At 67.3% G+C, this 791-nt stretch carries 2 protein-coding genes; both read left to right on the plus strand.

Annotated elements, in window-relative coordinates; translation table 11 throughout:
* Window positions 1-327, plus strand: a 327-nt coding sequence (locus AC1D15_RS35280) for a VOC family protein (protein WP_477829747.1), incomplete at its 5' end; no start/stop codon positions are given.
* 64 nt (window positions 328-391) lie between these two features.
* A partial coding sequence (locus AC1D15_RS35285; RefSeq protein ID WP_477829748.1) for a DsbA family oxidoreductase occupies window positions 392-791 on the plus strand: 400 nt, incomplete at its 3' end.

The raw sequence follows: 791 nt of genomic DNA on the forward strand, positions 1-791 counted from the left end.
GACGCCAAGATCATGCACGCCGAGCTGAAGGTCGGCAGCGCGCAGTTCATGCTGACCGAGGAGCGGCCGGAGCACCAGGCGCTGAGCCCGCTGACGCTCGGTGGCTCGTCGACCTCGGCGCTGCTGTACGTGCCCGACACCGATGCGATCGTCAACCAGGCAGTGGCCTCGGGCGCACGAATCACGATGCCGGTGGCCGACCAGTTCTGGGGCGACCGCAGCGGGCACCTGATCGACCCGTTCGGCCACCAGTGGTTCATCTCGACGCACAAGGAAGACCTGACGCCGCAGCAGATGAACGAGCGCCTGCAGAAGATGTTCGGCTGATCTCGCAGCCCCTGGAATGCCCCGCCGGCACGCCAGGGGATCGTGTGCCTGATCCAATCGGGGCATGAAGATCGATTTCGTCTCCGACGTTTCCTGCCCGTGGTGCGCCATCGGGCTCAAGTCGCTCGAAGAGGGCATTGCCCGGCTCGGCGACACCGTGAAGGTGGACCTGCATTTCCAGCCCTTCGAACTGAACCCCGACATGGGGCCGCAGGGCCAGGACATCGGCGAGCACCTGATGCAGAAGTACGGCGCGAGCGCCGAGCAGCGCGCGCAGAGCGGCGAGGCGATCCGCGCGCGCGGCGCGGCGCTCGGCTTCACGTTCCGCATGGACCTGCGCGGGCGCATCTACAACACCTTCGATGCGCACCGGCTGCTGCACTGGGCCGGGCTCGAGGGCCGGCAGCTCGCGCTGAAGCATGCGCTGTTCAAGGCCTACTTCACCGATGGGCAGGACCCGAGCT

Source organism: Rhizobacter sp. P2_H2, assembly GCF_056403375.1.